Annotated in this window: 7 protein-coding genes and 1 pseudogene; 5 read left to right on the forward strand and 3 right to left on the reverse strand. The window is 70.5% G+C overall.

The genetic code is table 11. From position 1 onward, the window contains the following. Positions 1-22: 22 nt before the first annotated feature. Entirely contained in the window at positions 23-2,380 is a 2,358-nt protein-coding gene (gene glgX / locus ACFWI9_RS01035) for a glycogen debranching protein GlgX (protein ID WP_387158041.1), read from the reverse strand. A gap of 240 nt (positions 2,381-2,620) precedes the next feature. On the opposite strand from glgX, the gene ACFWI9_RS01040 reads away from it, so the two are divergent. From ACFWI9_RS01040 to ACFWI9_RS01055, 4 genes are all read left to right on the forward strand, one after another. After that, positions 2,621-3,841, forward strand: coding sequence for an Ig-like domain-containing protein (locus ACFWI9_RS01040; RefSeq protein WP_387158140.1), 1,221 nt, complete (start codon positions 2,621-2,623; stop codon positions 3,839-3,841). Positions 3,842-4,191: 350 nt separating this feature from the next. Then, complete coding sequence (locus ACFWI9_RS01045) at positions 4,192-5,448, forward strand: Ig-like domain-containing protein (RefSeq protein WP_387158043.1); 1,257 nt, start codon at positions 4,192-4,194, stop codon at positions 5,446-5,448. Positions 5,449-5,534: 86 nt separating this feature from the next. Beyond that, positions 5,535-6,302, forward strand: coding sequence for an enoyl-CoA hydratase/isomerase family protein (locus tag ACFWI9_RS01050; protein WP_387158044.1), 768 nt, complete (start codon positions 5,535-5,537; stop codon positions 6,300-6,302). Between the two features lie 295 nt (positions 6,303-6,597). Next, a complete protein-coding gene (locus ACFWI9_RS01055; protein WP_387158046.1) occupies positions 6,598-7,101 on the forward strand; it encodes an ATP-binding protein in 504 nt (167 codons plus the stop codon). A 333-nt stretch (positions 7,102-7,434) separates the two neighbouring features. Here ACFWI9_RS01055 and ACFWI9_RS01060 read toward each other — a convergent pair whose 3' ends face one another. Then, the gene (locus tag ACFWI9_RS01060) at positions 7,435-8,079 is read right to left on the reverse strand and encodes a GNAT family N-acetyltransferase (RefSeq protein ID WP_387158047.1); all 645 of its coding nucleotides are present in this window, start codon (positions 8,077-8,079) and stop codon (positions 7,435-7,437) included. Between the two features lie 112 nt (positions 8,080-8,191). Here ACFWI9_RS01060 and ACFWI9_RS01065 point away from each other — a divergent pair, with 112 nt between their 5' ends. Beyond that, positions 8,192-8,407: an EF-hand domain-containing protein gene (locus ACFWI9_RS01065; protein ID WP_387158049.1), complete on the forward strand. Its 216-nt coding sequence runs from the start codon at positions 8,192-8,194 to the stop codon at positions 8,405-8,407. A 59-nt stretch (positions 8,408-8,466) separates the two neighbouring features. Here the strand turns inward: ACFWI9_RS01065 and ACFWI9_RS01070 are convergent. Beyond that, positions 8,467-8,655, reverse strand: a pseudogene (locus ACFWI9_RS01070) (DNA-binding protein); the annotation flags it as partial. Positions 8,656-8,852: the final 197 nt, after the last annotated feature.

Below are 8,852 nucleotides of genomic sequence, written 5' to 3' on the forward strand. Positions count from 1 at the left end.
CACCGAGTTTTTCCCGACCTCCTCAGCACCCCCGCCCCTGCCCCCCGCTTCCGTCTCCTTCCCCGCCAAGGGCCGCTGCCACCAGCACCTTCAGCAGCAGTACGGACCGCTCGGGCACCCTCATCCGCCGACCGCCCCGGTGCACCGCCCCCGGAGCCCCCGACTGGTCCTCCAGCGAGGTGTCCACGACCACCTCGTACGCCTCGCCCCAGGGCGGGCCAGGCAGCCGGAAGTCCACCGGAGCGGCGCCCGCGTGCAGCACGACCAGGAAGCTGTCGTCGGCCACCGGCACGCCGCGGGCGTCGCGGCCCGGGATGTCACGTCCCGAGAGGTAGTACGCGACCGTCGACGCGGGCGCGTACCAGTCCCGCTCGCTCATCTCGGTGCCGTCCGGGGTGAACCAGGCCAGGTCCCGCAGCCCGTCCGGGGCCTGTGGGCGGCCCGAGAAGAACGCCTTGCGGCGCAGCACCGGATGTGCCGCGCGCAGGGCGAGCAGCCGGGCGGTCAGAGCCAGCAGCCCGGCCGCTCCCGGCTCTTCGCGCAACGACCAGTCGACCCAGCTGACCTCGTTGTCCTGGCAGTAGGCGTTGTTGTTGCCGCCCTGGGTACGGCCCATCTCGTCGCCCGCGACCAGCATCGGCACCCCGGTGGACAGCAGCAGGGTGCTGAGCAGAGCGCGCGACTGCCTGCGTCGCACGGCGTTGATCGCGGGATCGTCCGTCTCGCCCTCCGTCCCGCAGTTCCAGGCGCGGTTGTCATGGGTTCCGTCCCGATTTCCCTCCCCGTTGGCCTCGTTGTGCTTGTGCTCGTAGCTGACCAGGTCCCGCAGGGTGAAGCCGTCGTGGGCGGTCAGGAAGTTGACCGAGGCATACGGGCGGCGCCCGCCCCAGGCGTACAGGTCGCTGGAGCCGGAGAGCCGGTAGCCGAGATCCCGAACATCGGGCAGCGCACCGCGCCAGAAGTCCCGTACCGCGTCGCGGTAGTGGTCGTTCCACTCCGTCCACAGCGGTGGGAAGGCCCCTACCTGGTAGCCGCCGCTGCCCACGTCCCACGGCTCGGCGATCAGCTTCACCCGGCGCAGCACCGGGTCCTGGGCGATCACGGCGAGGAACGGCGAGAGCATGTCGACGTCGTGCATGGAACGGGCGAGCGCCGCCGCGAGGTCGAAGCGGAAGCCGTCGACGCCCATCTCGGTGACCCAGTAGCGCAGTGAGTCGGTGATCAGCCGCAGCACCTGGGGCTGGACCACATGCAGGGTGTTGCCGCAGCCCGTGTAGTCGGTGTAGCGGCGGGCATCGGGCTGGAGGCGGTAGTAGCCGCGGTTGTCGATGCCCTTGAGGCTGAGGGTCGGGCCCAGCTCGCCGGCCTCCGCGGTGTGGTTGTAGACCACGTCGAGGATGACCTCGATGCCCGCCGCGTGCAGCGCCCGCACCATCCGCTTGAACTCGCCGACCTGCTGCCCCGCCGTTCCCGACGCGCTGTAGGCGGCGTGCGGGGCGAAGTACCCGATCGAGTTGTAGCCCCAGTAGTTCCGCAGCCCGCGCCTCAGCAGATGGTCCTCGTGCGCGAATTGGTGCACCGGCAGCAGTTCCACCGCCGTCACCCCGAGCCTCACCAGATGGTCGATCGCGGCAGGATGCGCGAGCCCCGCGTAGGTGCCGCGCAGCGGCTCCGGGATGTCCGGGTGCAGCCGGGTGAAGCCGCGGACATGCAGTTCGTAGATGACCGAGTCCGCCCACGGGGTCTTGGGGCGGCGGTCGTCGGCCCACTCGTCCCCGGGCGCCTCATCGTGCACCACGACCCCTTTGGGTACGTACGGAGCCGAATCGCGGTCATCGCGCACGGTGTCGGCGACATGCTGCTCGGGCCAGTCCCGCACATGGCCGTAGAGCTGCGGAGCACGCCCCGACGGTCCGAAGTCGCCGTCCACGGCGCGTGCGTACGGGTCGAGCAGCAGCTTCGCCGGGTTCCAGCGGGCGCCGGTCCACGGGTCCCAGCGGCCGTGCACCCGGAAGCCGTACCGGCGGCCCGGCCGCACCCCCGGCACGAAGCCGTGCCAGATTTCGTGGGTCAGCTCGGTCAGCGGCAGGCGCAGCTCGCCGCCCACCTCGTCGAACAGACACACCTCCACGGCCTCGGCACCCCCCGCCCAGAGCGCGAAGTTGGTGCCCGCCACCCCGTCGGGACCGACCCGGAACCGCGCGCCGAGCGGGGTCGGCGCGCCGGGCCAGACCGCGGCGACGTCATGCCCGTCGCGGGCGTCCGAATCCCCAGCTTCCCCGGGCCGGTGGCGCCGCCCGTTCAGCGCCGGGCGACGCTGAACTTCAGGGGACGGCGCCCCTCCCTCCCGCACTGCCTCCTGCCCGGCTGCGCTCGACACCTGTCGGCCTCCCGCGGCTCAGCGGTCCCATACGCCGGGCCGGACCGGCCGGACAGGGCGCACGCGTGGTCCTCCCACCTGTTCTGCCCGCGCGGACCTCGTCCCAACATGAGGGCGCTCACGTACCCACACGCGGGGGCCGGTCGTTGGGCGGGACGTGCCGTGTCTCTGCGACCCGACGAGGTGGACGACCAGGTGTATGAGCAGGTGAACGACGAGGTGAGCCCTGTGGGCAGCACGCTGAGGCGGCGGACGAGGACCGCCTTGGCCGCCGCCCTTGTATGGACGGGACTGCTGGCCGTGCTCAGCGGCTGCACCCCGAGACCCCCGGCCGACGCCGGCAGCAAACCGCGTCCCCCGGCCGACACCATCAGGATCACCCCAGACGACGGGGCCAAGGGCGTGGCTGCGGACAGCAAGCTCGAAGTGAAGCTGGCCAGCGGACGCTTGGAGCGGGTCAAGGTGACCCGGATTGAGGACGCCCAGGCCATCGACGTACCAGGCTCGATCTCCGAGGACGGGCTGCGCTGGCGGCCCCGGGCCGGCACCCGGCTCGCCCTCGCCGCCCAGTACCGGGTCGACGCGGTGGCGCTCGACGCCCACGGCCGCCGCACCGCCAGCAACGCCACCTTCACCACCCTGGTGCCCGAGCACCGCTTCATCGGCTACTTCAACCCCGAGAACCGCTCGACCGTGGGCACCGGAATGATCGTCTCGTTCGTCTTCAACCAGAAGATCAAGGAGCGCGCGGCGGTCCAGCGCGCCATCCGCGTCACGGCGCATCCGCCGGTGGAGGTCGTGGGCCACTGGTTCGACTCGCAGCGCCTCGACTTCCGCCCCCGTACGTACTGGCAGCCGGGCACCAAGGTGAGCATCGATCTGCGGCTGCGCGATGTCGAGGGCGCGCCGGACGTGTACGGAATCCAGCACAAGACCACTACCTTCACGGTGGGCCGCTCGCAGATCTCCACCGTCGACGTCCTGAACCACACGATGGAGGTACGCCGGGGGGAACGGCTGCTGGCGACCCTTCCGGTGACGGCCGGGGCGCGGGAGACCACGACGTACAACGGCAAGATGGTCGTCAGTGAGATGTTCGACGTGACCCGCATGGACGGTGCGACGGTCGGCTTCCGCAACGAGACCGGCAAGAGCGAATACGACATCAAGGACGTACCGCACGCGATGCGGCTCACCACGTCGGGCACCTTCCTGCACGGGAACTACTGGGCGCACCCCTCGGTGTTCGGATCGGCCAACACCAGCCACGGCTGCGTGGGGCTGCGGGACGAGAAGGGCGGCAGCCAGAGCAGTCCCGCCGGCTGGTTCTTCGACCGGACCCTCGTCGGGGACGTCATCGAGGTGGTCAACTCTCCTGACCGGGAGGTCGACCCCTGGAACGGGCTGAGCGGCTGGAACATGGACTGGGCGGACTGGAAGGCCGGTTCGGCGCTGGGGTGACCACACCGGCCGCCCTCGACCCTCCCGCCATGCCGACCGGTCCGGCCGTCCAAGGCACGCTGACCGGCTCCGACCGGCCTTGGCCGCCTCCCGCACCCTGGCTGGCCGGCCCTGATCGGCCCGGGCTGCCTCCCGCACCGCCGGCGAATCCTCGCCGACTCGCATGACACGCCCCAGTCCTGGACATCTTGGGACTGAACGGTGACATCCGTGGGGAGTCTCCATGGCTCGCGGTGTGATTATCTATCGCCAGGCGTGCGCAGGTAGCGCGCGCGGGGGTAGTGGTCCGGCTCGGGCCGGACTCCACGGGCCGTGGCGGGGCCAGGCCGTGCGAGGGGAGAAGACCGATCGTGAACGGGCAGCCGATATCGGGGGCATCGGCCGGGGCATACGGCAGAAACGGGCGTGCGGGCAGGGGTGTGCTCGCCCTGCTGCTGGGCGCGTTGTTGCTGCTGCTGACAGCGTGCGGAGGCGGGGGTTCGGGCGGGAGCGGCGGCGATAAGGGCGGCGACAAGGACGGCGCCGGAAAGGCCGACACCACCGCCTCACAGGCGGTGGTCACCATCGCGCCCAAGGACGGCGCCGACGACGTGGCCACCAGCGGAGCCCTGAAGGTGACCGCCGAGAAGGGCAAGCTGACCGCCGTCAGCGTCAAGGACGACAAGGGCAACGCGATCGAGGGCAAGCTGAGCGCGGACGGTGCCGCCTGGCAGCCGCTCGCCCACCTCGCCGCCGCCACCACGTACAAGGTGCACGCGGTCGCCAAGGACTCCGAGGGCCGCGAGTCCGCGAAGGACACCACCTTCACCACGCTGGTCCCCAAGAACACCTTCATCGGCCGGTACAACCCCGAGGACGGTTCCACCGTCGGCGTCGGGATGCCGGTCCGGTTCGACTTCAGCCGGGGCATCACCAACCCCGAGGCCGTCGAGAACGCCATCAAGGTGACCGCCGAGCCTTCGGTCCCGATCGAGGGCCACTGGTTCGGCAACGACCGGCTGGACTTCCGCCCCGAGAAGTACTGGACACCGGGCACCAAGGTGACGGTCAAGCTCAACCTGAACGGCGTCGAGGGCCGGCCCGGGGTGTACGGCAAGCAGTCGAAGACGGTGACGTTCACCATCGGCCGCAGTCAGATCTCGACCGTCGACGCGAGCGAGCACACCATGGAGGTCGTACGGGACGGCAAGCTGCTCAAGACCCTCCCGATCACCGCGGGCGCGCCGTCCACGACGACGTACAACGGGCAGATGGTCATCAGCGAGAAGTACAAGGTGACCCGGATGAACGGTGCCACCGTCGGCTTCGGCGGCGAGTACGACATCAAGGACGTGCCGCACGCGATGCGCCTGTCGGACTCGGGCACCTTCATGCACGGCAACTACTGGGCCTCCTCCGGCACCTTCGGCTCGGCCAACGTCAGCCACGGCTGCGTCGGACTGCGCGATGTGCGGGGCGGCTGGGACGAGAAGGCGCCCGCGGCCTGGATGTACGAGAACTCGATCATCGGCGATGTGGTGATCGTGAAGAACTCCAAGGACAAGCAGATCGCCCCGAGCAACGGGCTCAACGGCTGGAACATGTCCTGGGACGAGTGGGTCGCGTAGCGCTGCGACACCCGCGCGGACGCGGACCCGGTGCTGTGACCGACGGCACCGGGTCCGTCCGCGTTAACGGGGGCTAACCTCCCCGTATGACAGTCAATCTCGAAGTCTCCGAAGGCGTCGGCACCATCCGCCTGGACCGCCCCCCGATGAACGCCCTGGACATCGCCACCCAGGACGGGCTGCGCGAGCTCGCCGCCGAGGCGACCGACCGCGATGACGTCCGGGCCGTGATCCTCTACGGCGGCGAGAAGGTGTTCGCGGCGGGTGCGGACATCAAGGAGATGCAGCGGATGGACCACGCCGCGATGGTGAAGCGGTCCAAGGGCCTTCAGGACGCGTTCACCGCCGTCGCCCGCATCCCCAAGCCGGTGGTCGCGGCCGTCACCGGCTACGCCCTGGGCGGCGGCTGCGAGTTGGCGCTCTGCGCGGACTACCGGATCGCCGCCGACAACGCGAAGCTGGGCCAGCCGGAGATCCTGCTGGGGCTGATCCCGGGCGCCGGCGGCACCCAGCGGCTCGCCCGGCTGGTCGGGCCCTCCAAGGCCAAGGACCTCATCTTCACCGGCCGTCATGTGAAGGCCGACGAGGCGCTGGCGATCGGCCTGGTGGACCGTGTCGTACCGGCCGCCGAGGTCTACGAGCAGGCGCACGCCTGGGCGGCGAAGCTGGCCCAGGGGCCGGCGCTGGCGCTGCGGGCGGCGAAGGAGTCCGTGGACGCGGGTCTGGAGACGGACATCGACACGGGTCTCGCGATCGAGCGGAACTGGTTCGCCGGGCTGTTCGCGACCGAGGACCGGGAGCGCGGGATGCGCAGCTTCGTGGAGGAGGGGCCGGGCAAGGCCAAGTTCCTCTGAGCACCGCCGAGTACTCACGAGTACCTCCCGAATACCCCTGGGGGCGCTGGGGGTTGCGCCGGGTTGCAGCGAGGGTTTCCGCCTTAAGGGAACCTTAAGAGAGCCATGGGACGCCGACCTGTCGGAGCGCTTCGCGATCATTCGTATGCGGTGCGTCAGGGCTGGTCAGGGGGTCATATGAGGCATCTCTGCCGCTGGCATATGCGGAATCCGTGCCCCCGGGGCCTCGTCCCCGGGGGCGTGGATTCCCTGGGAACGGCCCCGGGGTGGCGTCCGAGCAGCCATCATGGTGGCCATGGCGGGGCTGGATGGTGTGGAGCAACCACGGCAGCGCGGCGGTGCGACCGCCGAGCGATGGAGGCCGTTGGCGGACGATGACCGGGTCTTCAAGGCCCTGGAGTCGTTCGGCAACCCGGCCGACGGTGAGGTGGAGCTGCCGTCCCTCCCGGAGTCGGCCGCCATCGCCCGCCGACTGACCCAGTACGTGCTGCTGCGCCAGTGGGCTCTGTCCCCGCAGCTCGCCGAGGACGTGATCCTGCTCGTCTCCGAGCTCGTCGGCAACGCGGTCCAGCACACCGGTGCCCGGGCCTTCGGGCTGCACCTGCTGCGCCGGCCCGGCAGGATCAAGGTGGAGGTGCGGGACCCCTCGCGGGGCTTGCCGTGTCTGCTGCCGGTGCGCGATCTGGACACCAGCGGCCGCGGTCTGACCCTCGTGGACAAGCTGTCCACCCGCTGGGGAGTCGATCTGCTGCCGCGCGGCAAGACGACCTGGTTCGAGATGCGGGTCTCCGACCGCTGATTCCGACCGCCGCACCCCGGCCCCTCGGTGATACGCGAAGGCCCCCTGTCGCCGTCGTGGGGCGCTTGGGGGCTTCACGCGTGCGGTCGTGGACAGGAGGGGTGTGGTCCACGACCGCTGGAGACGACCTGGCCCGGGTCAATGGGGGTCGTGCCACGACTATGGCAGACAGGCGGCCCTGTCGCCAAAAGTCTCTACCGGGCCAAAGTGGGGCATTTATGGGTAGCGGCCGGGTGAATCCAAGGTGAAATCAGTCAGCCCCCTTGCAAACTGTGAGCAAATATAAGCGGGCCTGGGTGATTCATGGAATCTTTCGCCGGTCCGGGTGACTACTCACCCGCTGGGGAGGAGCAGCGCTTCCGAGCCGACCGGCCGGAACCCCGCCAGCTGGAAGGTCCGCACACTGCGGGCGTTACCCGGGGCCTGCTGGGCCCAGACATGCCTGCCGTCGGGGACCAGATGCCGGGCCGCGTCCGCGAGCCGTGCCCCGAGCCCGGCCCCGCGGGCTTCCAGGTCGACCTCGATCGCCGCCTCCCAGCGCCCGGCCACCCCGCGGCCCAGCACCAGTACACCCCCGTGGGTGGCCCACACCCGGACGTCGTCACGGAAGTGGCGGGCTCTGGCCACCCGGGGATGCTCCGGATCGTCGATCTCGCGCAGCGGCAGCTCGGGCGGTCCCGGCCGCGACGGGGCGACCGTGAGCAGGTCGATGGTGTTCATGGACCGCCCTGTCCGCGCCATCAGGGCGCCCAGGAAGCCGGGGTTCATACTCGCCGCGAGCGGATCGCTGGAGACCGACGCGAGGGCGGCCCGTACCCACTCCGGATCCTCGTCCGTGAACACCACCGAGTGCGCGGTGAACGCCAGCACACCCGCGTCCCGCCCGCTCGGCTGGGGCACCACCGTGGTCGTCCCGTCCGGCGGCGGGAACTCACCGCGCTCGGCCGCCGCCAGGATCCTCGCCAGCGCATCGCTCATACCTTCATGATCCCCCCACCCGCGCGGGTGGTCTCGGCTGCCCCGCGGAGACGGTCCACGGCCTCGCGGATACCCTGCATCCATCAGTAAGGCACCAAGAAGGGGTGGACCAGTGGCGGACATCGAGTCGGCGCGCAAGGCCTTCGATCGTTACGACATGAACGGCGACGGGCTGATCTCGGCCGCCGAGTACAAGAGCGTGATGGCGCAGCTGGGCGACTTCCACGTGACGGAGGCCGTCGCCGAGGCCGTCATCAAGTCGAAGGACGGCAACGGCGACGGCCTGCTGACCTTCGACGAGTTCTGGGCCTCGCTCGACAAGAGCTGACGCACGCGGTAGCACGACATACGCGCCACGGCCCCCGACCGGGGGCCGTGGGCGGCGGCTCAGATCCTCACCACGGCAACGCCGGCGCCGCAGAGCACGCGGAGGTCCTCGGGGTCCGAGGTCAGGATGGTGACAGGGGCGGGCGACGCAAGGGCGGTGGCGGCCACCGTGGCGTCGAGGGCGTACTTGTGGCCGTGCAGACCGGCGGCGGCGAGGAGCTTGCAGGCGTGGCGGGCGATCTTCGCAGTCGACACCGGCACCAACATGCCGACGTACGACGACTCCATCAGCACCCGTCCCACGCCGGGCACGAACGACTTCGGCTGATGCCGGACCGGTCTGACGACAAAGGGTGTGCCCCCGGCGGCCGCACCGGGGCCACCCAGTGTGAGGGCGGGACGTGGCGACGAGCAAACGGTGGTTGTGGTAGCGGGGGCTCCCCCGG

The organism is Streptomyces sp. NPDC127084 (assembly GCF_042724175.1).
In the GTDB taxonomy this organism is placed as follows: domain Bacteria; phylum Actinomycetota; class Actinomycetes; order Streptomycetales; family Streptomycetaceae; genus Streptomyces.

Coding starts and splice junctions, on each gene's coding strand:
- ACFWI9_RS01060 (WP_387158047.1), bottom strand. CDS start 8,079: ATGAGCGATGCGCTGGCGAGGATCCTGGCGGCGGCCGAGCGCGGTGAG.
- ACFWI9_RS01055 (WP_387158046.1), top strand. CDS start 6,598: ATGGCGGGGCTGGATGGTGTGGAGCAACCACGGCAGCGCGGCGGTGCG.
- ACFWI9_RS01050 (WP_387158044.1), top strand. CDS start 5,535: ATGACAGTCAATCTCGAAGTCTCCGAAGGCGTCGGCACCATCCGCCTG.